The organism is Arenimonas oryziterrae DSM 21050 = YC6267 (genome assembly GCF_000420545.1).
In the GTDB taxonomy this organism is placed as follows: domain Bacteria; phylum Pseudomonadota; class Gammaproteobacteria; order Xanthomonadales; family Xanthomonadaceae; genus Arenimonas; species Arenimonas oryziterrae.
The window spans coordinates 398,084-421,098 of sequence record NZ_ATVD01000001.1 but is presented as its reverse complement, the minus strand read 5'-3'; the positions used below and the strand labels follow the sequence as shown (position 1 = coordinate 421,098).

Sequence of the window (23,015 nt, the reverse complement as noted above, 5' to 3'; positions counted from 1 at the left end):
GAAGGGTTTTAGAAAGACCGGAGCAGATCGTTGAAGTTGGCCAGGATGATCAATCCGGCCAATACCGCCAGACCGGCGTACTGACCTGCAACCATGACGCTTTCACTGACCGGGCGACCCGAAACAAGTTCGATAAGGTAATACAGCAGGTGCCCCCCATCCAAGACCGGGATGGGCAGCAGGTTGAGAATGCACAGCATCAGCGACAGGCTGGCCATGAACAAAAGCAGCCTTCCGGCCCCGCCGCTGGCCTCGGCCTTGGCCGCCTGGGCGATTCCGATGGCGCCGGAGAGGTTCTTGGGCGAGGCCTTGCCGCTGACCAGTCGGGCCAGCACGCCCAGCGTTTCCCGCGTCTTGATGCCGGTCATCTGCAGCGCGGCCTGGAGGGCCGGGAGCAGGGCATAGCGCGTCACCTGGACGTGGGTTACCGGGCCGATACCCAGCAACCATACCGACTTGCCTTCGATTTCGCTCAGTTTCGGGCTGATCGTCGCCTGGGCGACGGCCTCGCCGCGCCGGTAGACCACCCGGACCGGCTGGCCTTGCGCAGAAAACTTCTGCATCAGGGGCTTGATCGCGCTGAAACGGGCGATGGGCTGGTCGTTGAGGCTCAGGATCACGTCGCCGGGCAGGAGCACGCCGCGCGCGGCGCTGCCGTCCAGTACCAGGCCGACGGTCGGCCCGTCCTGGGCGGCCGAGGGGATCAGGCCCATGACCTCGAGCAGGCGTGCCTGGTCGAAATCGGCGGGCAGGCGGTCCAGGGCGAGGCGGCGCTGGTGCACGACACCTGAGGCATCCCGGACTTCCAGCGGCAGGGCCCGGCGGTCGACGGCCGCAAGGAACAAGGGCGTGATCACCTCGTCCCAGCTGCCCGTCGCCTGGTCGCCGACGCGAAGGATGCGGTCACCCTCGCGCAGGCCCGAATCGGCGGCGATGCCCCGGGTCTGGCCGACCACGGGGGCGAGTTCGGGCACGCCGATCAGGTAGGCGCTCCAGAGCAGGGCCACGCACAGGATCAGATTGGCCATCGGGCCGGCCAAAACGATCGCGATGCGTTTGAGCACGTGCTGGCGGTTGAACGCGGCATCCCGGTCGGCCGGCGCGACCTCGTCCTCGCGCTCGTCGAGCATTTTTACGTAGCCGCCCAGCGGCAGCATCGCGAGCTGGTATTCCGTGCCGTCCTTGGCCTTGCGCGACCACAGGGCGCGACCGAAGCCGACCGAGAAGCGCACGACCTTGACGCCGCAGCGGCGCGCGACCCAGAAATGGCCGAATTCATGGAAGGTCACGAGGACGCCAAGCGTCACCACGAACCAGAACAGCGCGCTGAGGAACGCGGTCATGCGGTAGCCATCCTGCTCAACAATTCCCCGGCCTTGCGGCGTGCTTCGCCGTCTGTGGCGAGTAGGACAGCCAGATCGTCCGCAGGTTCCGCCGCCACGGTCGCGAGAGTCGCTTCGATGAGCGCCGAGATGCCGAGGAAGGGCAGGCGACCGGCGAGGAAAGCGGCAACCGCGACTTCGTTGGCGGCATTGAGGATCGCTGGCGCGGTTCCGCCTTCCCGCAGGGCGGCATAGGCCAGACCGAGGCAGGGAAAGGCATCGGGATCGGGCGCGGAAAAATCGAAACGCGCCAGCGCGGCCAAATCGAGCGCTGCCACGCCCGAATCGATGCGCTCGGGCCAAGCCAGGCCGTAGGCCAGGGCGGTGCGCATATCGGGATTGCCCAACTGCGCGAGCACCGAGCCATCGACATAGTCGACCAGGGAATGGATGACGCTTTGCGGATGCACCACGACCTCGATGCGCTCTGGCGGCAGGCCGAACAGATGATGCGCCTCGATGACTTCCAGGCCCTTGTTCATCAGCGTCGCCGAATCGACCGAAATCTTGCGGCCCATGACCCAGTTCGGATGCGCGCAGGCTTCGTCGGGCGTGATGAGACGCAGGGACTCGCGGGAGCGTCCGCGGAACGGGCCACCCGACGCAGTCAACAGCAGACGACGCACGCCGCCGCGGCCGCCATCGGCGGGCAGGCACTGGAAAATCGCGTTGTGTTCGCTGTCGATCGGCAGGATACAGGCGCCGTGCGCTGCGGCGGTGCGCATGAGCACACTGCCCGCGAGCACCACCGATTCCTTGTTGGCCAGCAACAGGCGCTTGCCCGCGCGCGCGGCAGCCAGGGTCGAGGACACGCCGGCGGCACCGACGATCGCGGCGATGACGGTATCGCTGTCGGGATCGGCGGCGATCGCGTCGAGGGCCGCCTCGCCGGCGCGTGCTTCGGTCGCCAGGCCGCGCGCGGCGAGACCGTCGCGCAGGGCGGCATGGCCGGCCTCATTGGCAATCACCGCCACGGCAGGACGGAAGCGTTCGCACAGCGCCACCAGGTCGTCGACGCGCGAATGCGCGGACAGCGCGGCGAGTTCGAAACGGTCCGGATGCCGCGCGATCACGTCCAGCGCCGAGCTGCCGATCGATCCCGTGGCCCCGAGCAGCGCGATCCGGCGTCGGTGGGCGGTCAAAGTCCCAGCCATACCTTGCCCACCACGAACACGGGCAGGACGGCGAGCAGGCTGTCGACGCGATCGAGCAGGCCGCCGTGGCCCGGAATGAGGTCGCTCGAATCCTTGGCGCCGGCATGGCGCTTGAGCAGGCTTTCGAACAGGTCGCCGACGACCGAGAAAATCGTGGTGACGAGGGTCAGCAGCAGCATCGCGGGCAGTTTCGACCACGGCAGCCCGAACGCCGGGGTCACGGCGACGGCCAGCGCGATCGCGGTGAGGAATCCGCCGACCACGCCTTCCCAGCTCTTTCCGGGGCTGATGCGCGGCGCCAGCTTGCGCTTGCCGAAGCGCACGCCGGCGAAATACGCGCCGGTGTCGGCCGCCCAGGCGATCGCGATCGCGAACAGCGCCCAGCCCGGTCCCTGCGCGGAAGCATGCAGCCAGGACAGCGCGGCCCAGGCCGGAATCATGCACAGGCTGCCAGCGAGCAGTTTCAGCGCGCGGTTGCCGGCATTGTCGGCGGCGGCGAAATCGAATCGCGCGAGCCAGGCCAGCACGAGCAGCCACCAGGCGGCGCCGAACACGCTGGCGAGTTTGAGCGTGAACAGGCCGCGGCCCGAGCCCCAGATCAGGGCGGCCATGAGCAGGGCGTTCGCGGCGAGGTAGCCCATGCGCGCGAGGCGATCGGTCAGGCCGGCGAGCAGGGTCCATTCCCACAGGCCGATCATCATCAGGCTGGCGATCGCCAGCGCGAGCCAGGGCGTGGGCAGGAAGAGCACACCGCAGATGGCCACGGGGGCCATCACGACGGCGGCGAGGATGCGTGTACGTCGGCTCATGCAGCGTCTCCGGGGCGGACCTGCGCGCTGGTCAGGCCGAAACGGCGCTCGCGGTTGCAGAAATCATCGACGGCCTGGCGCAGCGTGGTCACATCGAGGTCGGGCCACAGGGTTTCGGTGAACCACAGCTCGGTGTAAGCCAGTTGCCACAGCAGGAAATTGGAAATGCGCAGATCACCGCCGGTGCGGATGAACAGATCCGGTTCGGGCTGGTCGGCCAGCGACAGGCGCGCGGCGACCAGCGATTCGTCGATCTGCTCGGGCAGCAGCGTGCCGGCGGCGACTTCGGCCGCGAGCCGGCGTGCGGCCTGCGCGATGTCCCAGCGGCCGCCGTAGCCGGCGGCGATATTGAGCGTGATCGCGCGGTTGCCGGCGGTCAGTGCTTCGGTCAGCGCCATCTTTTCCTGGATCATCGGCGCGAAGCCGCGGCGGTCGCCGATGAAGACGATGCGCGCGCCGCGGCGATGCAATTCCTCGACTTCGTGGTCGAGCATGCGCAGGAACAGTTTCATCAGCGCGCCGACTTCCTCGGCGGGGCGTTTCCAGTTCTCGCTCGAGAACGCGAACAAGGTCAGCGCCTCGATGCCTTCGCTCAGGCAGAACTCCAGGCACACCTGCACCGCGCGCACGCCGGCCCGATGGCCCAGGGTGCGCGGACGGTTGCGGCGTTCGGCCCAGCGCCCGTTGCCGTCCATGATGATGGCCAGGTGGCGCGGCTTTCGGGAAGGAAGGGAATTCATGCGGCGGACGCCTCAGACCGCCAGCAGTTCCTGCTCCTTGGCGCGCACCGTGTCGTCGACATCCTTGACGAACTTGTCGGTGAGCTTCTGGATTTCGTCCTCGGCGCGATGAGTCTCGTCCTCGGTCGTCTTCTTGTCCTTGAGCAGTTCCTTGACGTGCTGGATCGCATCGCGGCGCACGTTGCGGATCGCGACCTTGGCGTTTTCGCCTTCGTGGTGCACGTGCTTGGTCAGTTCCTTGCGGCGCTCTTCGGTGAGCGGCGGCAGGTTGATGCGGATGACCTGGCCGGCGGTATTCGGCGTCAGGCCCAGGTTCGAGGCCATGATGGCTTTCTCGACGGCCGCGACCATGGGCTTTTCCCAGGGCGTGATCGTCAGCGTGCGCGCGTCGGTGACTGCGACCGTGGCGACCTGCGACAGCGGCATGTCGGAACCGTAGTAGTTGACCCGGATGTGGTCGACGATCGCCGTGCTGGCACGACCGGTACGCAGCAGCGACAGCTCGTGCTTGAGCGCGTCGACGCTCTTGGTCATGCGGATGGTGGCGTCTTTCTTGATGTCGTTGATCATCGCGGGCTCCGCGGAATGTCTGGAATGGCAGGGATTATAGGGGGCGACGACGCTCGGATCAGGCCTTGGCGTGTACCAGGGTGCCCAGCGGCTCGCCGCGCAGGATCCGCATCAGGGCGCCGGGCTGCATCATGTCGTAGATGCGCAGCGGGATGGAGTTGTCGCGGCACAGCGCGAACGCGGCGGTGTCCATGACCTGCAGGTTGCGCGCGATCACGTCGTCGTAACTGAGCTGTTCGTAGCGCTTGGCGCCCGGATTCTTCTTCGGGTCCGAATCGTAGATGCCGTCGACCTTGGTCGCCTTGAGCAGCAACTCGGCGCCGATTTCGGTCGCGCGCAGCGCGGCGGCGGAGTCGGTGGTGAAGAACGGGTTGCCGGTGCCGGCGGCGAAGATCGCGATGCGGCCCTTCTCGAGATGGCGCACGGCGCGGCGGCGGATGTAGTCCTCGCAGACCTCGTTGATCTTGATCGCGCTCATCACGCGCGAGAACGCGCCGAGTTTTTCCAGCGCGTCGGCCATGGCCAGGGCGTTGATCACGGTCGCGAGCATGCCCATGTGGTCGCCGGTGACCCGGTCCATGCCGCTTTCGGCCAGGCCGGCGCCGCGGAAGATGTTGCCGCCGCCGATGACCAGACCGATCTGCACGCCCGCCTTCTGTACCTCGATGATCTCGGCGGCCAGGGCCTTGATCACGATCGGGTCGATGCCGTAGTCCTCATTGCCCATCAGGGCCTCGCCGGAGAGCTTGAGCAGGACGCGGCGGTACTTCATGGACGTGTCGGTCATGCGGGGCTCCAGCGTGGGCAAACAGCGGGAGTTTAGCCGACTGGGCCCGGTCGGGGCGAATTGACCGGGCCGGCAAGCCCGATCAGAAGGCCGGCAGCACCGCACCCTTGTACTTGCTGCGGATGAATTCGCGCACCTCCGGGCTGGTCAGTGCGGAGGCGAGCTTGCGCACGCGCGGATCGTCCTTGTTGTCGGGGCGGGCGACCAGGAAATTCACGTACGGCGACTTGCTGTCCTCGATCACCAGCGCGTCCCGGGTCGGATCCAGGCCCGCGTCGAGCGCGTAATTGGTGTTGATCAGCGCCAGGTCGACCTGGTCGAGCACGCGCGGCAGCATCGCCGCCTCCAGCTCGCGGAATTTCAGCTGCTTGGGATTGGCGGTGATGTCCTTGAGCGTGGCCAGCGCGTCGGTCGGATCGCGCAGGGTGATCAGGCCGGCCTTGTGCAGCAGGATCAGGGCCCGGCTGTTGTTGCTCGGATCGCTGGGGATCACCACGTCGGCACCGACCGGCAGATCGGTCAGCGACTTGAAACGCTGCGAATAGCCGCCGAACGGCTCGATGTGCACGCCAATGACCTCGATGAGGTCGGTCTTGTGGTCGCGATTGAACGCGCCCAAGTAGGGCGCGGTCTGGAAATAATTGACGTCGATCTGCTTCTGCGCGACCTGCTCGTTGGGCTGGATGTAGTCGTTGAACACGCGGATTTCGAGGGTGACGCCCTGTTTGGCCAGCATCGGCTGCACGAACTTGAGGATCTCGGCATGCGGCACGGCGGTCGCGGCCACGCTCAGGCGCTGCGCCTGCGGCCCGGCATCGCCCTTGCCCGAGCACGCGGCGAGCAGCAGGGACAGGGCGAGGGCGGCGAAGGCAAACGGGGATTTCATCGGGAGCTCCGGAAGACGGCGGTAGAGGGGTCAGCGACGGCTGAAGGCGACGACCAGGCGGTCGCCGACGAGTTGCAGGACCTGCACGAGCACGAGCAGCAGCACCACGGTCACGAAGGTGACGTCATTCTGGTTCCGCTGGTAGCCGTAACGATAGGCCAGATCGCCGAGACCGCCGGAACCGATCGTGCCGCCCATCGCGGTGTACGAGACCAGGGCGATCGCGGTCACGGTCAGGCCGGCCACGAGGCCAGGCAGTGCCTCAGGCAGCAGCACCTTGCTAACGATCTGGCCGGTCGTCGCGCCCATGGCCTGGCTGGCCTCGATGATGCCGCGGTCGATCTCGCGCAGGGCGGTCTCGACCAGGCGGGCGTAGAACGGCGCCGTGCCGATGACCAGGGGCACGATCGCGCCGGCCACGCCGAGCGAGGTACCCATGATCGCTTTCGTCAGCGGGATGAGCAGGATCATGAGGATGATGAAGGGCACCGAGCGCAGCACGTTCACCAGCAAGGACAGTACGAGATGGAAGCCACGCTGTTCGAGCGCCTGGCGTTTGCTGGTCAGGAACAGCAGCACGCCCAGCGGCAGACCAAGCAGCGCCGTCAGCACCAGCGAGCCGCCCAGCATCGTCAGCGTGTCGAGCAGGCCCTGGCCGATTTCGGCCCAGTCGACATTCGGGAACCAGGACGCGAGCATCAGCGCAACTCCTCGACATCGACGCCGGCGGCGAGCAGGCGCGCACGCGCCGCGTCCAGGTCGCCGTCGACGAGGGCAAGCGTGAGCTGGCCGTAGGGCACGTCCTTGATGCGGTCGATGCGGCCGGACAGGATGCTGTAGTCGACGCCGGTCTCGCGCGCGATGCGGCCCAGCAGCGGCGCAAACGTGGCATTGCCGCGAAACGTCAGGCGCAGGATGCGGCCGGGTGCGCTGGCGAAATCGTGGCTTTGTTCGGTTTCGTCGACATGTTCGGCCTCGAACACGAAACGTCGCGTCGTCGGATGCTGCGGATGCAGGAAGACGTCGGCGACGGTGCCGCTTTCAACCAGATGGCCGGCGTCTAGCACGGCGACGCGGTCGCAGATGCGGCGGATTACGTCCATTTCGTGCGTGATCAGCACGATGCTCAGGCCGAGATCGCGATTGATGCCGGCGATCAGATCGAGCACCGAGCGCGTGGTTTCCGGATCGAGCGCGCTCGTGGCTTCGTCGCAGAGCAGCACCTTGGGACCGCTGGCGAGCGCCCGGGCGACACCGACGCGCTGTTTCTGCCCCCCGGACAATTGCGCCGGATACTTGTTCGCCTGGTCGCCCAGGCCGACGCGCTCGATGAGTTCGGCGACGCGCGCGGCGATGGTGGCGCGCGGCGTGCCGGCCAGTTCGAGCGGAAAAGCGATGTTGCCCGCGACGGTGCGCGAAGACAGCAGATTGAAATGCTGGAAGATCATGCCGATTTGACGACGCAGTGCGCGCAGGCGCTCGTCGTCGAGCGCGGTGACATCTTCGCCATCGATGAGCACGCGACCGCCGCTCGGGCGCTCGAGCAGATTGATCAGGCGCAGCAGCGTCGACTTGCCGGCGCCGGAGTGGCCGATGATGCCGAACACTTCGCCGGTCTCGATGCGCAGATCGAGCGGATGCAGGGCCGGGACCTCATTGGGTCCGACACGATAGCGTTTGTGGACTTGCTGGAATTCGATCAAGACCGGGGCCTCAGGCGGGCGGCGCGGATGCGACGGAGTCTTGCGTCGCGGAAGGGCGCTCGAAGATCACGTAGATCTTTCGCGCCTTCTCCAGCACCTGCCAGACCCCGGAAAACCCCGCCGGCACGACGAAGCTGTCGTTGGCGCCAACGAGGCGCTCTTCGCCGCCGTCTTCGATGATGCGGATCCTGCCTTCCAGGATGTGGCAGAACTCGTGCTCGCTGTAGCGCACGCGCCAGCTGCCCGGCTCGGCCTGCCAGACGCCGCAATGAAACTGGCCGCTGTCGTCCGAATACAGGTTCGCGAGTGCCTGACGCGGGTCGCCGTCGATGAGTCGGCCGGGCGCCAGCGCGAGCGGCTCGTCGGCAGGGGTGTGATGGGCGATGGCGATCAGCGGCATGTCAGGCTCCGGCGGGACTGTGCATGGTAGCCATCCGCGACATAGGTGCGCGTTGCCGGGACGAAATGCTGTGATGCGCTCCCACAGGTTACGTCAGAGCAGGAAACCCGCGACCACGCGCCGCGCTTCGGTGGCGAGCACGTTGAAGGTGCGCGCGGCGGCGGCGTTGTCCATGACCTCGATGCCGATGCCCTGCGTGAGACAGGCGGCGAGCACGGCGGGGCTGGGGAATACGAGGGTCGCACCGCTGCCCAGCAGGACGACGGTCGGGTTCAGCGCCAGCAGGGGCGCCAGGTCCTCGGGCTGCAGGTCGGCGACCGCGCGCGGTCGCCAGTCCTCGATCAGGGCGTTGGGCGCCAGGATGAAGCTGCGGTCCAGGCGGCGGTCGTTGACCAGGACACCCGTGGCGTCGACGCCGCGCAGGAAATAGCGGAAATCGGGGTTTTCCAGGGTCAGCTGCATGCCGCTCAGCCCTTGGGAAGGATGACCTGCGGCTTGTCCTTGCTGCGGCGGTACAGCACGGCGGTGTGGCCGATGCGGTTGACCAGCGCGGCGCCGGACTGCTCGGTGAGCTCGGCGATCCAGGTGTCGCGGGTCTCGCGATCCTCGGCGGCGACCTTGGCCTTGATCAGCTCGTGCTGCTCCAGCGCCAGGTCCAGTTCGGCGATCAGGCCGGGCGTCACGCCCTTCGCGCCCACCAGGATGACCGGCTTGAGGTCATGCGCGAGACCGCGCAGGTAGCGTTTCTGGGCATTGGAAAGAGCGGTGGACATGACGTTTGGACCGGGAATCGATGGGCCGAAAGGGTATCATGACCACCCGATCCGCCGATCCCGATCCGTCCATGGCCACCCGCAGCAAGAGCAGCCAACGCTGGCTCAAGGAGCACTTCGCCGACCCCTTCGTGAAGAAGGCACAGGTCGAAGGCATGCGCTCGCGGGCGGCTTACAAGCTCGAGGAGCTCATCGAGCGCGATCGGTTGCTCAAGCCGGGCATGACCGTGGTCGATCTGGGCGCCGCTCCCGGTGGCTGGTCGCAGGTCGTGCGCCGCGACCTGGGCGATCGCGGCCGCGTTCTGGCCATGGATATCCTCGACATGCCGCCGATCGCGGGCGTCGATTTCATTCACGGCGATTTCAGAGAGGCAGAGGCACTGTCGAGGCTGGAGGCCCTGCTGCAAGGCGCGCCGGTCGACCTTGTCCTTTCCGACATGGCCCCCAATATGACCGGGGTGGATACCGTGGATCAGGCCCGGGCGATGTACCTGTCCGAACTGGCCCGCGATTTCGCCGATGCCCACCTCAAGGCGGGCGGCAACTTCCTGATCAAGCTGTTCCAGGGCGAGGGTTTCGACGCCTATGTGCTCGATCTGAGACGCCGCTACACCAAGTTGGTCATCCGCAAGCCGGCGGCCTCGCGTCGCCGCTCGAACGAAGTTTATGCGTTGGCTACTGGCAAGCGCTGAGGAAAAAGGAAGGCAATGAACGACTTGGTGAAGAATTTGCTGGTGACGCTGGTCGCGCTGCTGGTCCTGATGACCGCGTATCAGGCGTTCTCGCCCGAGTTCTCTGCGCCCACGCAGGAGACGACGTATTCGACGTTCCTGGGCGAAATCGACGCCGACCGAATCAAGAAGGTCGAATTCACCGAAGGCAGCGTCGGCAGCGTGACCGCGCTCAAGTTCGAGCGCACCGACGGCAGCAAGGGTGTGGCCTTCGGTCCGTACGATCGCGATCTGGTCAATGTGCTCGTCCACCACAAGGTGGAAATCATCCAGGACAAGCCGGCGACCGGCCCGTCCTTCATGCAGATCCTGTTCGGTCTGCTGCCTTACCTGCTGCTGGGCGGCTTCATCTTCTTCATGTACCGCCAGATGCAGCAGGGCGGCAGCCGCGGTGCGATGACCTTCGGCAAGTCGCGCGCGAAGATGCAGGGCGAGAACGAGGTCAAGGTCACGTTCGCCGATGTCGCCGGTTGCGACGAGGCGAAAGAAGAAGTCGGCGAACTGGTCGAATTCCTGCGCGATCCGGGCAAGTTCCAGAAACTCGGCGGCCGCATTCCGCGCGGGGTGCTCATGGTCGGCTCGCCCGGCACCGGCAAGACCCTGCTCGCGCGCGCGATCGCCGGCGAAGCCAAGGTGCCGTTCTTCTCCATTTCCGGTTCCGATTTCGTCGAGATGTTCGTCGGTGTCGGCGCCAGCCGCGTGCGCGACATGTTCGACACGGCCAAGAAGCACGCGCCCTGCATCATCTTCATCGATGAAATCGATGCGGTCGGTCGTCATCGCGGTGCCGGTCTGGGCGGTGGTCACGACGAGCGCGAGCAGACGCTGAACCAGCTGTTGGTCGAGATGGACGGTTTCGAAGGCGGCGAAGGCGTCATCGTGATCGCCGCGACCAATCGTCCCGACGTGCTCGATCCGGCCTTGCTGCGCCCGGGTCGCTTCGACCGCCAGGTCGTGGTCAACCTGCCGGACGTGAAGGGCCGCGAGCAGATCCTGCGCGTGCACATGCGCAAGGTGCCGCTGGAGAAAGACGTCGAGCCGATGACGATCGCGCGCGGCACGCCGGGCTTCAGCGGTGCGGACCTGGCCAATCTCGTCAACGAGGCGGCGCTGTTCGCTGCGCGCGAGAACGCCAAGGACGTGCGCATGGAGCATTTCGACAAGGCGCGCGACAAGATCATGATGGGCGCCGAACGCCGTTCGATGGCGATGAGCGAAGACGAGAAGCGCAACACCGCCTATCACGAGGCCGGCCATGCGATCGTCGGCCGCATCGTTCCCGACCACGATCCGGTCTACAAGGTCACGATCATTCCGCGTGGCCGCGCGCTGGGCGTGACGATGTATCTGCCCGAGGGCGACCGCTACAGCTACAACAAGGAAAACATCGAGAGCCGGCTGTGCTCGCTCTACGGTGGTCGCGTGGCCGAGGAACTGATCTTCGGCGCCGACAAGGTCACCACCGGCGCGTCCAACGACATCGAGCGCGCGACCAAGATGGCGCGCAACATGGTCACCAAGTGGGGACTGTCGGACGAAATGGGCCCGATCTCTTACGGTGAGGAAGAAGAGGAAGTCTTCCTCGGTCGTTCGGTCTCGCAGAGCAAGAGCGTGTCCGACGACACCGCGCGCAAGATCGACGAAGTCGTGCGCGGCATCCTCGATCGCGCGTATCGCCGCACGACGGAAATCCTGCGCGACAACCTGGACAAGCTGCACATCATGGCCGAGGCCCTGCTGACCTACGAAACCATCGATGCCACGCAGATCGACGCGATCATGGAAGGCCGTCGTCCGGGTCCGCCGGCCGACTGGGTCAAGGCCGGCCGCACGTCCAAGGACGATATCGGCCCGGCCGCCGGCACCCTCGGGGGTCCCGCGCCGCAGGTCTGATGCCGGGTTCTCTCGATGGCAAGGTCACAAAGGACGGCTTCGGCCGTCCTTTTTCATGTGGCCGCCACACCGCGCGGCATCTGAGGAGAGAGACCGTGTTCAAGAACCTCTGCAAGGACAATCGTCCCTGGCTCGCGTTGGCGATGGGTGTCGGCGTCGCGCTCGGTATAGCATTCGACAATCTCGCGCTTGGCGTTGGCATCGGTGCCGGCGTCGGTTCGTTGTTGCATGGACTCTCCCGACCCAAGGCCTGACATGTTCGACACGACTCCTTCGCTCGACTGCGCCGGACGCAAACTGCTCCTCGATCGACCCCGCCTCATGGGTATCGTCAATGTCACGCCCGATTCGTTCTCCGACGGCGGCGCGTTCGACTCCGTCGAGGCAGCCGTCGCGCACGCGTTGCGGTTGGCGGACGAAGGGGCGGACATCCTGGACATCGGCGGGGAATCTACGCGGCCGGGCGCGGACGCCGTGCCCTGGGACGAAGAGCTGCGACGGGTGATTCCGGTCATCGAGCAGCTCGCGAAAAAAACCGCGCTGCCGATTTCCGTTGACACCTCCAAGCCCGAAGTCATGCGTGCAGCGGTGGCGGCGGGGGCGGGTCTGGTCAACGACGTCTACGCGCTGCGTCGCGACGGTGCGCTGGAGGCGATCGCCGAGCTGGGCGTCCCGGTCTGCCTGATGCACATGCAGGGCGAACCGCGCAGCATGCAGGCCGCTCCGCAGTACGACGACGTGGTGGCCGACGTGCACGGCTTCCTGACCCAGCGGCTATTCGCCTGCGAGATGGCCGGCATCGCGAAGAAGAACCTGCTGATCGATCCGGGCTTCGGCTTCGGCAAGAATCTCAAGCACAACCTGCAATTGCTCGCCCAGCTCGCGCGTTTCGTCGAACTGGGTGTGCCCGTGCTCGCCGGCCTCTCGCGCAAGCGCAGCATCGGCGAGTTGACCGGTCGCGAGGCGCCGGCCGATCGGATTCACGGCTCGGTGGCCGCCGCGCTGATCGCCGCGCAGAACGGCGCGAAGATCCTCCGCGTGCACGATGTCGCGGCAACGGCCGATGCGCTCAAGGTCTGGCAAGCCGTCGCGGCGATCACGCCGGCGAAAACCGCCACCGGCAAACCTGCGATCCGTTGGCCCGACGAGGACTGAGCGTCTCGCGTCGAATGGCTAGGCGGTGGCGGCGCGACGGAAAGCGGCCACGCGCGGATCGATGATCCGGTGCCAGAGCGGCGGACACAGGGCAAGCACGAACATCGCCGAATAGCCGGCCGGCAGCTGCGGCGAATCGGCATGGTGGCGCAGGATCGCGTAGCGCCGTTTCGGAAACGCATGGTGGTCCGAGTGCCGCTGCAGTTGGAACAGCATGAGATTGGACAGCGCGAAATCCGAATTCCACGAATGCAGATGCGTCGTGCGTTCGTAGCGCCCGTCTTCCAGCCGTCGCCGTTCCAGTCCGTAGTGCTCGATGTAGTTGATGATTTCCAGCGAGCCGGCGGCGAACAGGCCCTGCAGCAGGAAAAATGCGAGCCCTTTGCCGCCAAGCGCCAGTGCGAAGGCGAGGGCGAAGACCAGCCACAGGCCAGTCCAGACGATCAGTTCATTGCGCCAGGACATCGGCGACCGGCCGAGCTTGCGCAGACGCTGCGCCTCCAAGGTCCAGGCGTTGCGGGTGTTGCGCCACAGCGCGCGCGGCAGGAAATGCCATAGCGACTGACCCAGGCGCGCACTCGACGCGTCCTCGGGTGTCGATACATGCACGTGATGGCCGCGCAGATGTTCGATCTTGAACCCCTGGTAGCCGACGCTCGCCAGCAGGATGCCGCCGGCCCATTGTTCGCTGCGCGCGTCCTTGTGGATCAGTTCGTGCGCGGTGTTGATCGCCAGGATGCCGCCGACCACGCCCTGCGACAGCAGCCAGCCGGCGATGCCGAGCGCATTGAGCGGCGTGTGCGCGAACCAATGACCCGACCAGGCCAGCAAGGCCAGTTGTACCGGCACCGCGAACAGGGTGAGCGCCCGGAACCAGCGCTGGCGGGCGACGCGCGCTTCGTCCTCGGTCGCGACGTTGACCGGATCGTGGCCCAGCAGCACGTCGACCAGCGGGAGCATCACGAACAGGAAAAACAAGGGATACCAGGCCAGCGCATTCGTCCAGCCCGTGCGCGCCGCGAGCCATGCCGCCAGCGGCATCTGCAGCGGCACCAGGAATACCAGCAGGAACGCGAGCGCCTTGGATCGGGTCATGGCCGCAGGATACCCCTGCTGGCGGTGCCGACAACAGCGCGACGGGTTAAGCTCGCCCGGTCCCGACTTCGGCATGCGATCCCATGAGCCATCTGTCCCCGCTGCACATCACGTTCGCGATCTACATCCTCGGCATGGTCGGTATCGGTTTTGCGGCCTGGTACAGCACGCGCAGTTTCGACGACTACATTCTCGGCGGGCGATCGCTGGGCAGTTTCGTCACCGCGATGTCGGCCGGCGCCTCGGACATGAGCGGCTGGTTGCTGCTGGGCTTGCCGGGCGCCTTGTACGCGACCGGCCTGTCGGAATCGTGGATCGCGATCGGTCTGATCATCGGCGCCTGGTGCAACTGGAAATACGTCGCCGCGCCGCTGCGCCTGTACACCGAACGCAGCAACAACGCGCTGACCTTGCCGGACTATTTCACGCACCGCTTCGAAGACCGCAGCAAGGTGCTGCGGGTGATCTCGGCGCTGGTGATCCTGGTGTTCTTCGCCGTGTATTGCGCCTCGGGCATCGTCGCCGGCGCGCGCCTGTTCGAAAGCGTGTTCGACGTGCCCTACGCGCAGGCGCTGTGGTGGGGCGCGGCGGCGACGATCCTGTACACCCTGGTCGGCGGCTTTCTCGCGGTCAGCTGGACCGACACCGTGCAGGCGACGCTGATGATTTTCGCGCTCGTGCTCACGCCGATCGTGGTGATCAATGTCAGCGGCGGTTTCGATCCGAGCCTGGTGCTGATCGAGAAAGCCGATCCCAAACATCTGCAGTGGGTCGGTGCGGGCGGCTGGCTGGCCGTGGTCTCGGCGATGGCCTGGGGTTTGGGCTATTTCGGACAGCCACATATCCTTGCGCGCTTCATGGCGGCGGAAACGCACCAGACGATCACCGCGGCGCGTCGCATCGGCATGACCTGGATGGTGCTGTGCCTGGTCGGTGCGATGGCGGTGGGTTTCTTCGGCATCGCGTATTTCTCCGGGCATCCCGAACAGAAAGCGATGATGGCCGGCAATCCCGAGCGCGTGTTCATCGCGCTGGCGACCTTGCTGTTCAACCCGTGGATCGCCGGCATCCTGCTCTCGGCGATTCTCGCCGCGATCATGAGCACGCTCAGCTGCCAGTTGCTGGTGTGCTCGAGCGCGCTGACCGAGGATTTCTACAAGGGCTTCCTGCGCCGCAATGCCGGCCAGACCGAGCTGGTGTGGGTGGGGCGTCTGGCGGTGCTGCTCATTTCGGTGCTCGCGATCTGGATGGCCTCCGATCCCGACAGCCGCGTGCTCGGCCTGGTCAGCTATGCCTGGGCCGGTTTCGGCGCGGCCTTCGGTCCGGTGGTGCTGTTCTCGCTGATGTGGAAACGCACCACGCGCAACGGCGCCCTGGCCGGCATCGTGGTCGGCGCCGTCACCGTCATCGTCTGGAAGCAGCTCGATACCGGCCTGTATGAAATGGTGCCGGGCTTCGTGCTTGCGAGCCTGGCGATCCTGGTGACCAGCCTGCTCGACAAGCCGCCGTCGCCGCAGGCACAGGCGATCTTCGACGTGGTCCAGGACGAGCTGCGTCCCGGCCGCTGAACCATGCACGATTCCCGCCCGCTGGCGATCGCGCTGATGGGCCCCACCGCATCGGGCAAGACGGCGCTCGCCCTCGACTGGGCCGAGCGTCTGGGCACCGAGGTCATCAGCGTCGATTCGGCGCTCGTATATCGCGGCCTGGATATCGGCGCGGCGAAGCCCACGCGCGCCGAACAGGCGCGCGTCCGCCATCACCTGATCGACGTCCGCGATCCGCACGACAGTTACAGCGCCGCCGATTTCGCCGCCGAGGCCTTGCCGGTCATGCGGACATTGGCTGGACAGGGCCGGGTGCCCTTGCTGGTCGGCGGCACCGGTCTGTATTTCCGCGCCTTGCTCGACGGCCTCTCGGACATGCCCGAAGCCGATCCGGCGATCCGCGCCACGCTCGCTGCCGAGGCGCAGTCGCGCGGCTGGGACGCCCTGCATGCCGAACTGGCCGCCGTCGATCCGGTTGCCGCCGCGCGCATCCACGCCAGCGATCCGCAGCGCATCACCCGCGCGCTCGAGGTCTTCCGCGTCAGCGGCCGGCCGATCAGCGCCTGGCAGCAGGCGACGCAACGACGCGCATTCGAGTTCCGCGTGCTGCGTCTGGTGCTGGCGCCGACCGATCGCCGCCTGCTGCACGAACGCATCGAGCGGCGCTTCGACGCGATGTTGGCAGACGGCTTTCTCGACGAGGTCCGGGCGCTGCGGCGGGATCCACGCCTGCACACCGATCTGCCCGCGATCCGGGCGGTCGGCTACCGGCAGGCCTGGGTCCATCTGGACGGCGACACCGATGCCGCGACGTTCCGGGCGCAAGGCATCGCCGCGACCCGGCAACTGGCCAAGCGCCAGCTGACCTGGCTGCGTTCCGAACACGACGCCCGCTGGCTGGACCCGCAGACACAGCGGCACGAACTCGATGCCGCGCTAGTGCAATTCGTCACTCGCCCGTGACCGTCCGGGCATGTAAAGTGAGAGGGCAGTTTTAGCGGCCTGGACCCATTGGCCGCGCATCGCACCGTCTGGTGCGCCATAAAAAGAAAAAGGAGTCCTCATGTCCAAAGGTCAATCCCTGCAAGATCCCTTCCTGAACGCCCTGCGCCGCGAGCGCGTGCCGGTCGCCATCTATCTGGTCAACGGCATCAAGCTGCAAGGCACGATCGAAAGCTTCGACCAGTTCGTCGTCCTGCTGCGCAACACCGTCAGCCAGATGGTCTACAAGCACGCGATCTCCACCGTGGTGCCGGCGCGCAATGTGCGCGTGGGTCCGGGTGGCGGCACGGTGCAGTCGGCCGGTGGCGACGACGAGTCCAGCGACGAGAGCGACGAGTAGTCGTTGACCGCTACCGACCGCACCCGTCCGGGTGAGAAAGCGTTGCTGGTCCAGCCCTATCCGCTGGGCCCGCAGGACCCCGGGCTGATCGAGGAGTTTTCCGAACTGGCCCGCTCGGCCGGCGCCGTCGTGGTCGCGACCATCGCGGCGCGCATCGAGCGTCCGAGTCCGTCGACCTATGTCGGCAGCGGCAAGGTGGAGGAAATCCTCGCCGCCTGCGAGGCGACCGACGCCGATGTCGTCCTGTTCAACCATGCGCTGAGCCCAAGCCAGGAACGCAATCTGTCCAAGGCGCTCAATCGGCGCGTGGTCGATCGCACCGGCCTGATCCTCGACATCTTCGCGCAGCGTGCCGTCTCGCATGAAGGCAAGCTGCAGGTCGAACTCGCGCAGCTCAAGCATTTGTCCGCGCGCCTGATCCAGGGTTCGGCGGCGCGTCTGGACAGCCAGCGCGGCGGTTCCATCGGCCTGCGTGGTCCGGGTGAAACGCATCTGGAAACCGATCGGCGGCTGTTGCAGAAGCGTCGCGATCAACTCGAAGCGCGGCTCGACAAAGTCGAGGTTCAGCGCGTGCAGATGCGCCGCGCGCGCATCCGCAATGCCATTCCACGCGTCGCCCTGGTCGGCTACACCAATGCCGGCAAGTCGACGCTGTTCAATGCGCTGACCGGGTCGGAGGTGTACGCCGCCGACAAACTGTTCGCCACGCTCGATCCGACCGTGCGCCGCATGGACGGGCAGGGCAGCTCGCTCGTGCTATCCGATACCGTCGGCTTCGTGCGCGACCTGCCGCACGAGCTCGTCGCCGCCTTCCGCTCGACGCTGGCCGAAGCGCGCGAGGCCGATCTGCTGCTGCATATCGTCGACGCCGCCGACGAAGCCCGCGAAGAACGCATCGGCCAGGTCGACGCGGTGCTCGAGGAAATCGGTGCCGGCGACATTCCGCAGATCCTGGTCTACAACAAGATCGACCGTCTCGAGGACGTCGCCCCGCGCCACGATCCGACCATCAGCGGCCGCGAGCGCCTGTGGCTGTCGGCGAAAACCGGCGCGGGTTTCGATCTGCTCAAGGCGGCGTTGACCCTGCGCTTTGCCGACCGGCGTCTGATCGCCGAACTGCACCTGGCGCCGGACCAGGGCCGATTGCGTTCGCGCCTGCATGCGCTCGATGCCGTCCGCGGCGAGTCCGTCGACGAGCTGGGCTGGCGTCTGAGCATCGATCTGCCCCTGGCCACGGCCGAGCGCCTGGCCTCGGAAGCGGGCGGACATGTGCTCGCCCCCTTGCTTGTGACCCCCGCCGCCCCTACCTACAATCCTGACAACGACTGATGCGACGGCGCTGAGCGCCTCGCGATGGAGCAAGCATGGCCTGGAATCAGCCCGGTAAGGGCAATCAAGACCCGTGGCGCGGCAAGGGCTCGGGTAATGCGCTCGACGGCTTTCTGCAGCGTCTGCGCGATGCGTTCGGCGGTGGCGGCAGCGGCGGCGCCAACCCGCTGACCTGGATCCTGCCCCTGATCCTGCTGTTCCTGGTCTTCAACAGCTTCAAGCTCATCGACGAACGCCAGCGCGGCGTCGTCCTGCGTTTCGGTGCGTTCAATCGCATCATGACGCCCGGCGCGAACTTCAAATGGCCCTGGCCGATCGAGACCGCGACGATCGTCGACGCGACCAAGGTCGAGACGCTCGAGGACGAAGTGCGCGTGCTGACCAAGGACGAGAACATCGTCAACATCAAGTTCAACGTGCAGTACCGCATCGGCAATCCGCGCCTGGCCCTGTACGGTTTCCGCGACGACGCGGTCGCCAACGGCGTACCGCAGGGACTGGACACGCTGCGCAATGCCGCCGAGAGCGCCGTGCGCGAAGTCGTCGGCAACAACACCATGGACGCGGTGCTGTTCGAACGCGGCCCGATGAACAAGGTCGCCGCGAGCCATCTGCAGGCCGCGCTCGACATGTACAGCACCGGCCTGGTCGTCACCCAGTTCAACATGAAGGGTGCGCGTCCGCCGGAAGAAGTTCAGCAGGTCTTCGACGACGCGATCAGCGCGCGCGAAGACAAGAACCGCATCGAGAGCGAAGCCAAGGCCTACGCCAGCCGCATCGTGCCGGAAGCGCGCGGCGCCGCCGCGCGCATCAAGGCCGAGTCCGAAGGCTACCGGGCTGCGATCATCGCCAAGGCCGAGGGCGACACCAAGCGCTTCCGCCTGCTCGCCGACGAATACCGCAAGGCGCCGGAAGTCACGCGCAAGCGCCTGTACCTGGAAACCATGCAGGCGGTGCTCGCCAACAATCCCAAGGTGCTGGCCGGCCGCGACAACAACATCCTGTACCTGCCGCTCAACGGCGCGAATGGCACGGCGCCGATGCCGCCGGTGACCCAACTCCCGGGCGTGAAAGCGACCCCCGATCCGGCCGACAGCAATGACGCCGCCAGCCTGCGCCCCGCGCGCCCGGCCGGCCGCGAGGGAGTCCGCTGACATGCGCAATCTCACCACGTATCTGATTCTCGGTCTGATCGCGCTGATCCTGGCGATGAGCTCGGTGTTCATCGTCAACGAAAGCCAGACCGCGCTCGTGCTCAACCTGGGCAAGGTCGTGCGCAGCGATCTCAAGCCGGGCCTGCATTTCAAATGGCCGATGGTCGAGGAAGTGCGCAAGTTCGATCGCCGCATCCTTACGCTCGATGACGCGCCGGAACGCTACCTGACCCGCGAGAAGAAGGACGTCGAAGTCGACTTCTTCGTGAAGTGGCGCATCAAGAACGTCACCACGTTCTATCGCGCCGCCAGCGGCGGCGACGAGAAGGCGGCGAAGGACCGTCTGGCGCCGATCGTCAAGAACGCGCTCAACAACGAGATCAACCAGCTCGCCTTGCAGGAAGTCGTGTCCAGCAGCCGCTCGGACCTGACCCATCGCCTGCTGGCGAACATCAACGTGGCCGCGGCCACGCTGGGCGTCGAGGTCATCGACGTGCGCATCAAGCGCATCAACCTGCCGCAGGACAGCGAGATCCTGAAGTCGGTGTTCAACCGCATGCGCGCCGAACGCACGCGCGTCGCCAACCAGCTGCGTGCCGAAGGCAAGCAGGGCGGCGAAGCGATCAGCGCCGAAGCCGATCGCGCCAGCCAGGTCATCCTGGCGGACGCCGAGCGCGAAGCGCAGATCCTGCGTGGTGAGGGCGATGCCCGTGCCGCCGAGCTCGGTGCCGCGGCCTACGGTCAGGACGCCGAGTTCTATGCGTTCTATCGCAGTCTCGAGGCCTACCGGAATTCGCTGGCCGACGGCAAGACGACGATGGTGCTCGACCCCGACTCGGAGTTCCTGCGCTATTTCCGCAACGACGGGAAATAAGCGGTGTCGGCGGACCTGCTTGCCGCCCTGTGCCTGGTACTGCTGATCGAGGGCCTGCTGCTGTTCGTGGCCCCCGAGGCCTGGAAACGGGCGATCGCCGAGCTGTCCGCCCAGCCCGCCGCCCGCCTGCGCGGCATCGGCGGGGGCATGGTCGTGGTGGGCCTGGTCGCCCTCTACCTGGTCCGGGGCGGCTGAGCGACCCCGGCCCCCGGACCCGCCACAGGCCCCCTCAAGGGCGCGTATAATTTCCCAAAGCCGGGGCGACCTCCGGCTTTTTCTGCGTCTGCGGTCCGGAATTTCCGTGCCGTCGCGCCGTCGTCGCCCCAACGATTTCTTTTGCTTTGTGGAGTGTCAGCCATGGGTCAGTCAGTCGTAGTGTTGGGCGCGCAGTGGGGCGATGAGGGCAAGGGCAAGATCGTCGACCTGCTCACCGAGGAAATCGGCGCGGTCGTGCGTTTCCAGGGCGGCCACAACGCCGGCCATACCCTGGTCATCAACGGCAAGAAGACCGTCCTGCACCTGATTCCGTCCGGCATCCTGCGCGAAGACGCGTTGTGCCTGATCGGCAACGGCGTCGTGCTCAGCCCGGCCGCGCTGAAGAAGGAAATTGGCGAACTCGAGGCCACCGGCGTCGACGTGCGTTCGCGCCTGAAGATCAGCCCGGCGACACCGCTGATCATGCCGTACCACATCGCCCTCGATCAGGCCCGCGAGAAAGCCGCCGGCGGCCAGGCCATCGGCACCACAGGCCGCGGCATCGGTCCGGCGTACGAGGACAAGGTCGCGCGTCGCGGCGTGCGCGTCGCCGACCTGCAGTACCCGGTCGAGCTCGCGGAAAAACTGCGCACGGTGCTCGATTACCACAACTTCGTCTTGACCAAATATCTGGGCGTGGAAGCGATCGACTTCCAGAAGACGCTCGACGAAGCACTGGAATTCGGCGCCTACGTCAAGCCGATGGTGTCCGACGTCGCCGGCATCCTTCATGACTTGCGCAAGCAGGGCAAGCGCGTGCTGTTCGAAGGCGCCCAGGGTTCGCTGCTCGACATCGACCACGGCACCTATCCGTACGTGACCTCGTCCAACACCACGGTCGGCGGCGCGCTCGCCGGCACCGGCGTCGGCGCAGATTCGATCGACTACGTGCTCGGCATCGCCAAGGCCTACGCGACGCGCGTCGGCGGCGGCCCGTTCCCGACCGAACTCACCGACGAAACCGGCGAGATGATCCGCCAGAAGGGCGCCGAGTTCGGCGCGACCACCGGCCGTCCGCGTCGCTGCGGCTGGATCGACATCGTCGCGCTCAAACGCGCCGTCGCGATCAACGGCATCAGCGGCCTGTGCATCACCAAACTCGACATTCTCGACGGCATGCCGTCGCTGAAGTTGTGCATCGCGTATCAGTACCGCGGCAAGCGCACCGAATACGCGCCGCTCGACGCCGCCGGCTGGAACGAGTGCGAGCCGGTCTATCTCGAATTCCCGGGCTGGAACGAATCCACCGCGGGTATCACCGAGTGGGAAAAACTGCCGCCGGCCGCACGTGCCTACCTGCGCGCGCTCGAGGAACTGGTCGGCTGCCCGCTGGCGATCGTGTCGACCGGCCCGGGCCGCGAGTCGACGATGATCCTGCGCGATCCGTTTGCGTAAGTCTTAGAAGCGGCCCTCATCCGCCCTGCGGGCACCTTCTCCCCGGTGGGGAGAAGGGCGCATGTTCAACTCTCGCCGCAACAGTTGACTCCCTCCCCCGCTTGCGGGGGAGGGCCGGCGTGAGGGTGCGCTGTCCGCATTCCCGCTCTTTTCCCGCTAGTCGTGACAGGCATCGCGCTTCGCGCCATGCCATCCATAAATAATTCAGGGAGAGAACGGGAATGAATGTCAGGCAGATCACACTGGCCATCGCGCTTTACGCCGTGGCGTCCGGCGCCGCCTTCGCGCAGGCGACAGACTGGTCCGGGTTCTACGTCGGCGGCAATCTGGGCCATGCGCGCGGTTCGTCCGACCGCATCGTCTCGCCGGATTATTCCGCCACCGGCTATTTCTCCGCCTCGAGCACGCCCGCGATCGCGGCATCCAGCGTCGGCAGCGTCGACCCCAACGGCATCACGTTTGGCGTGGCCGGTGGCTATAACCATCAGAACGGCGCGATGGTGTTCGGCTTCGAGATCGACGTGAATTCGCTCAACGGCGACGATTCCCGCTCGGCCACCGGCACGTATCCGTGCTGCGCGCCGACCGCGTACACGGTCAACGAGACCACCGAGATCAGCCGCCTGATGTCGGCCCGTTTCCGCCTCGGCTATGCGCACAACCAGTCGCTGTTCTACGTCACCGCCGGTCACGCGCGCACCAAGATCGAAATGCGCGACACCTTCACCGACACCTTCGCCAGCGCCACCGAGAGCTTCTCGGGTTCGCGTACCAAGGGCGCCTTCATCTACGGCCTCGGCTACGAGCACGACCTGAAGAACCAGTGGTCGATCAAGGCCGAGTACCTGCGTGCGGATTTCGGCACGGTCACCGGCACGAGCACGAACCTGAACGCGATCGCCACCCCGTTCCCGAGCAATGTGTTCCACCACTCGGCCGGTCTCGATCTGGACGTGTTCCGCATCGGCTTCAACTACCGGTTCTGATCCGCGTCTGCTGTCACCCGAAAGCTCCCGGAAACGGGAGCTTTCTTTTTGGGGC

26 protein-coding genes are annotated in these 23,015 nt (G+C 66.3%); 13 read left to right on the top strand and 13 right to left on the bottom strand.

The window, feature by feature from the left end; translation table 11 throughout:
• Positions 1–8 precede the first annotated feature (8 nt).
• The 12 genes from rseP to yhbY form a co-directional block, all read right to left on the bottom strand.
• Complete coding sequence (rseP, locus tag G467_RS0102105; RefSeq protein ID WP_022968076.1) at positions 9–1,343, bottom strand: RIP metalloprotease RseP; 1,335 nt, start codon at positions 1,341–1,343, stop codon at positions 9–11.
• On the bottom strand, positions 1,340–2,524 hold the full coding sequence (locus tag G467_RS15040; protein WP_022968075.1) for a 1-deoxy-D-xylulose-5-phosphate reductoisomerase: 1,185 nt from the start codon (positions 2,522–2,524) through the stop codon (positions 1,340–1,342). Before G467_RS15040 ends, rseP begins: the two co-directional genes overlap by 4 nt.
• Positions 2,521–3,345, bottom strand: a complete 825-nt coding sequence (locus tag G467_RS0102095) for a phosphatidate cytidylyltransferase (protein WP_022968074.1) — start codon at positions 3,343–3,345, stop codon at positions 2,521–2,523. The genes G467_RS15040 and G467_RS0102095 overlap by 4 nt, the downstream gene beginning before the upstream one ends.
• Positions 3,342–4,085, bottom strand: a complete 744-nt coding sequence (uppS, locus tag G467_RS0102090; protein WP_022968073.1) for a polyprenyl diphosphate synthase — start codon at positions 4,083–4,085, stop codon at positions 3,342–3,344. Before uppS ends, G467_RS0102095 begins: the two co-directional genes overlap by 4 nt.
• A gap of 12 nt (positions 4,086–4,097) precedes the next feature.
• Positions 4,098–4,655, bottom strand: a complete 558-nt coding sequence (frr, locus tag G467_RS0102085; RefSeq protein ID WP_022968072.1) for a ribosome recycling factor — start codon at positions 4,653–4,655, stop codon at positions 4,098–4,100.
• A gap of 58 nt (positions 4,656–4,713) precedes the next feature.
• The gene (gene pyrH, locus G467_RS0102080; protein WP_022968071.1) at positions 4,714–5,442 is read right to left on the bottom strand and encodes a UMP kinase; all 729 of its coding nucleotides are present in this window, start codon (positions 5,440–5,442) and stop codon (positions 4,714–4,716) included.
• Between the two features lie 82 nt (positions 5,443–5,524).
• Entirely contained in the window at positions 5,525–6,328 is an 804-nt protein-coding gene (locus G467_RS0102075) for a MetQ/NlpA family ABC transporter substrate-binding protein (RefSeq protein WP_022968070.1), read from the bottom strand.
• Between the two features lie 30 nt (positions 6,329–6,358).
• Positions 6,359–7,027 (bottom strand): methionine ABC transporter permease, encoded by a 669-nt coding sequence (locus tag G467_RS0102070; RefSeq protein ID WP_022968069.1) that lies wholly within the window; start codon positions 7,025–7,027, stop codon positions 6,359–6,361.
• Positions 7,027–8,031, bottom strand: coding sequence for a methionine ABC transporter ATP-binding protein (locus tag G467_RS0102065; RefSeq protein WP_022968068.1), 1,005 nt, complete (start codon positions 8,029–8,031; stop codon positions 7,027–7,029). Before G467_RS0102065 ends, G467_RS0102070 begins: the two co-directional genes overlap by 1 nt.
• A gap of 10 nt (positions 8,032–8,041) precedes the next feature.
• Positions 8,042–8,431 (bottom strand): cupin domain-containing protein, encoded by a 390-nt coding sequence (locus G467_RS15035; protein WP_022968067.1) that lies wholly within the window; start codon positions 8,429–8,431, stop codon positions 8,042–8,044.
• 93 nt (positions 8,432–8,524) lie between these two features.
• Positions 8,525–8,893, bottom strand: a complete 369-nt coding sequence (locus G467_RS0102055) for an Mth938-like domain-containing protein (protein ID WP_022968066.1) — start codon at positions 8,891–8,893, stop codon at positions 8,525–8,527.
• Positions 8,894–8,898: 5 nt separating this feature from the next.
• Positions 8,899–9,204 carry a ribosome assembly RNA-binding protein YhbY gene (gene yhbY, locus G467_RS0102050; RefSeq protein WP_022968065.1) on the bottom strand — a complete coding sequence of 102 codons (306 nt, stop codon included), beginning with the start codon at positions 9,202–9,204 and terminating at the stop codon, positions 8,899–8,901.
• 71 nt (positions 9,205–9,275) lie between these two features.
• Between yhbY and rlmE the strand changes: the two genes are divergently transcribed.
• From rlmE to folP, 4 genes are all read left to right on the top strand, one after another.
• Positions 9,276–9,896: a 23S rRNA (uridine(2552)-2'-O)-methyltransferase RlmE gene (gene rlmE, locus G467_RS0102045; RefSeq protein ID WP_026802277.1), complete on the top strand. Its 621-nt coding sequence runs from the start codon at positions 9,276–9,278 to the stop codon at positions 9,894–9,896.
• 15 nt (positions 9,897–9,911) lie between these two features.
• Entirely contained in the window at positions 9,912–11,828 is a 1,917-nt protein-coding gene (gene ftsH, locus G467_RS0102040) for an ATP-dependent zinc metalloprotease FtsH (RefSeq protein WP_022968063.1), read from the top strand.
• Positions 11,829–11,923: 95 nt separating this feature from the next.
• Complete coding sequence (locus G467_RS18140) at positions 11,924–12,082, top strand: hypothetical protein (protein WP_022968062.1); 159 nt, start codon at positions 11,924–11,926, stop codon at positions 12,080–12,082.
• A 1-nt stretch (position 12,083) separates the two neighbouring features.
• Positions 12,084–12,983, top strand: coding sequence for a dihydropteroate synthase (gene folP, locus G467_RS0102030; protein ID WP_022968061.1), 900 nt, complete (start codon positions 12,084–12,086; stop codon positions 12,981–12,983).
• Between the two features lie 18 nt (positions 12,984–13,001).
• Here the strand turns inward: folP and G467_RS0102025 are convergent, their stop codons facing one another.
• Complete coding sequence (locus G467_RS0102025) at positions 13,002–14,078, bottom strand: alkane 1-monooxygenase (RefSeq protein ID WP_022968060.1); 1,077 nt, start codon at positions 14,076–14,078, stop codon at positions 13,002–13,004.
• 83 nt (positions 14,079–14,161) lie between these two features.
• On the opposite strand from G467_RS0102025, the gene putP reads away from it, so the two are divergent.
• The 9 genes from putP (at position 14,162) to G467_RS0101980 (ending at position 22,960) form a co-directional block, all read left to right on the top strand.
• Complete coding sequence (gene putP, locus G467_RS0102020) at positions 14,162–15,646, top strand: sodium/proline symporter PutP (RefSeq protein ID WP_022968059.1); 1,485 nt, start codon at positions 14,162–14,164, stop codon at positions 15,644–15,646.
• A 3-nt stretch (positions 15,647–15,649) separates the two neighbouring features.
• Positions 15,650–16,588: a tRNA (adenosine(37)-N6)-dimethylallyltransferase MiaA gene (gene miaA, locus G467_RS0102015; RefSeq protein ID WP_022968058.1), complete on the top strand. Its 939-nt coding sequence runs from the start codon at positions 15,650–15,652 to the stop codon at positions 16,586–16,588.
• A gap of 100 nt (positions 16,589–16,688) precedes the next feature.
• Positions 16,689–16,967 carry an RNA chaperone Hfq gene (gene hfq, locus G467_RS0102010; RefSeq protein WP_022968057.1) on the top strand — a complete coding sequence of 93 codons (279 nt, stop codon included), beginning with the start codon at positions 16,689–16,691 and terminating at the stop codon, positions 16,965–16,967.
• 3 nt (positions 16,968–16,970) lie between these two features.
• Entirely contained in the window at positions 16,971–18,296 is a 1,326-nt protein-coding gene (hflX, locus tag G467_RS0102005; protein ID WP_022968056.1) for a ribosome rescue GTPase HflX, read from the top strand.
• Positions 18,297–18,331: 35 nt separating this feature from the next.
• Complete coding sequence (gene hflK, locus G467_RS0102000; RefSeq protein WP_022968055.1) at positions 18,332–19,450, top strand: FtsH protease activity modulator HflK; 1,119 nt, start codon at positions 18,332–18,334, stop codon at positions 19,448–19,450.
• 1 nt (position 19,451) lies between these two features.
• Positions 19,452–20,324 (top strand): protease modulator HflC, encoded by an 873-nt coding sequence (hflC, locus tag G467_RS0101995; protein WP_022968054.1) that lies wholly within the window; start codon positions 19,452–19,454, stop codon positions 20,322–20,324.
• Between the two features lie 3 nt (positions 20,325–20,327).
• A complete protein-coding gene (locus G467_RS0101990) occupies positions 20,328–20,519 on the top strand; it encodes a DUF2065 family protein (protein WP_022968053.1) in 192 nt (63 codons plus the stop codon).
• Positions 20,520–20,681: 162 nt separating this feature from the next.
• Positions 20,682–21,974, top strand: a complete 1,293-nt coding sequence (locus tag G467_RS0101985; RefSeq protein ID WP_022968052.1) for an adenylosuccinate synthase — start codon at positions 20,682–20,684, stop codon at positions 21,972–21,974.
• Positions 21,975–22,195: 221 nt separating this feature from the next.
• The gene (locus G467_RS0101980) at positions 22,196–22,960 is read left to right on the top strand and encodes an outer membrane protein (RefSeq protein ID WP_022968051.1); all 765 of its coding nucleotides are present in this window, start codon (positions 22,196–22,198) and stop codon (positions 22,958–22,960) included.
• The last annotated feature ends 55 nt before the right edge of the window (positions 22,961–23,015 follow it).

Bases quoted from the DNA above. Each gene is read 5' to 3' on its own strand.
- yhbY (WP_022968065.1), bottom strand. From the start codon at position 9,204: ATGTCCACCGCTCTTTCCAATGCCCAGAAACGCTACCTGCGCGGTCTC.
- G467_RS0101980 (WP_022968051.1), top strand. From the start codon at position 22,196: ATGAATGTCAGGCAGATCACACTGGCCATCGCGCTTTACGCCGTGGCG.
- miaA (WP_022968058.1), top strand. From the start codon at position 15,650: ATGCACGATTCCCGCCCGCTGGCGATCGCGCTGATGGGCCCCACCGCA.
- G467_RS0102095 (WP_022968074.1), bottom strand. From the start codon at position 3,345: ATGAGCCGACGTACACGCATCCTCGCCGCCGTCGTGATGGCCCCCGTG.
- rlmE (WP_026802277.1), top strand. From the start codon at position 9,276: ATGGCCACCCGCAGCAAGAGCAGCCAACGCTGGCTCAAGGAGCACTTC.
- hflK (WP_022968055.1), top strand. From the start codon at position 18,332: ATGGCCTGGAATCAGCCCGGTAAGGGCAATCAAGACCCGTGGCGCGGC.
- hflC (WP_022968054.1), top strand. From the start codon at position 19,452: ATGCGCAATCTCACCACGTATCTGATTCTCGGTCTGATCGCGCTGATC.
- putP (WP_022968059.1), top strand. From the start codon at position 14,162: ATGAGCCATCTGTCCCCGCTGCACATCACGTTCGCGATCTACATCCTC.
- G467_RS0102055 (WP_022968066.1), bottom strand. From the start codon at position 8,893: ATGCAGCTGACCCTGGAAAACCCCGATTTCCGCTATTTCCTGCGCGGC.
- hfq (WP_022968057.1), top strand. From the start codon at position 16,689: ATGTCCAAAGGTCAATCCCTGCAAGATCCCTTCCTGAACGCCCTGCGC.
- rseP (WP_022968076.1), bottom strand. From the start codon at position 1,343: ATGACCGCGTTCCTCAGCGCGCTGTTCTGGTTCGTGGTGACGCTTGGC.
- G467_RS0102075 (WP_022968070.1), bottom strand. From the start codon at position 6,328: ATGAAATCCCCGTTTGCCTTCGCCGCCCTCGCCCTGTCCCTGCTGCTC.
- pyrH (WP_022968071.1), bottom strand. From the start codon at position 5,442: ATGACCGACACGTCCATGAAGTACCGCCGCGTCCTGCTCAAGCTCTCC.
- uppS (WP_022968073.1), bottom strand. From the start codon at position 4,085: ATGAATTCCCTTCCTTCCCGAAAGCCGCGCCACCTGGCCATCATCATG.
- G467_RS15035 (WP_022968067.1), bottom strand. From the start codon at position 8,431: ATGCCGCTGATCGCCATCGCCCATCACACCCCTGCCGACGAGCCGCTC.
- G467_RS0102025 (WP_022968060.1), bottom strand. From the start codon at position 14,078: ATGACCCGATCCAAGGCGCTCGCGTTCCTGCTGGTATTCCTGGTGCCG.
- G467_RS0101985 (WP_022968052.1), top strand. From the start codon at position 20,682: ATGGGTCAGTCAGTCGTAGTGTTGGGCGCGCAGTGGGGCGATGAGGGC.
- folP (WP_022968061.1), top strand. From the start codon at position 12,084: ATGTTCGACACGACTCCTTCGCTCGACTGCGCCGGACGCAAACTGCTC.
- frr (WP_022968072.1), bottom strand. From the start codon at position 4,655: ATGATCAACGACATCAAGAAAGACGCCACCATCCGCATGACCAAGAGC.
- G467_RS0102070 (WP_022968069.1), bottom strand. From the start codon at position 7,027: ATGCTCGCGTCCTGGTTCCCGAATGTCGACTGGGCCGAAATCGGCCAG.
- ftsH (WP_022968063.1), top strand. From the start codon at position 9,912: ATGAACGACTTGGTGAAGAATTTGCTGGTGACGCTGGTCGCGCTGCTG.